Origin of the sequence: Klebsiella sp. EMBS2024 (genome assembly GCF_036233805.1) — a bacterium.
Classification (GTDB): Bacteria; Pseudomonadota; Gammaproteobacteria; order Enterobacterales; family Enterobacteriaceae; genus Klebsiella; species Klebsiella pneumoniae.
Window position 1 is genome coordinate 3677 of sequence record NZ_JAZARW010000003.1, and the last position, 377, is coordinate 4053.

1 protein-coding gene is annotated in these 377 nt (G+C 64.2%); it reads left to right on the forward strand.

The window, feature by feature from the left end:
* Nucleotides 1-8 precede the first annotated feature (8 nt).
* Nucleotides 9-377 (forward strand): four-carbon acid sugar kinase family protein (locus VZP09_RS24695; protein ID WP_328795531.1); only part of this gene is annotated, 369 nt, incomplete at its 3' end.

The following is a 377-nucleotide window of genomic DNA, read 5'->3' on the forward strand; positions in this document are numbered from 1 at the left end:
GAGACAACATGCAGCTTGGTGTCATTGCCGATGACTTCACCGGCGCCACGGATATTGCCAGCTTCCTCGTGCGCAACGGCATGCCGACGGTGCAACTGAATGGCGTGCCGACCCGCGATATTCCGCTGACCAGCGAGGCGGTGGTCATCAGCCTGAAAACCCGCTCCTGCCCGGCGGAAATGGCCGTCAGCCAGTCGCTGGCGGCCCTGCGCTGGCTGCAGGCCCAGGGCTGTCAGCAGTTTTATTTCAAGTACTGTTCCACTTTCGACAGCACCGCGCAGGGCAACATTGGCCCGGTGCTGGATGCCCTGCTGGCCGAGCTGGGTGAGACGCGGACGGTGATTTCCCCGGCGCTGCCGNTNNACGGCCGCACGGTC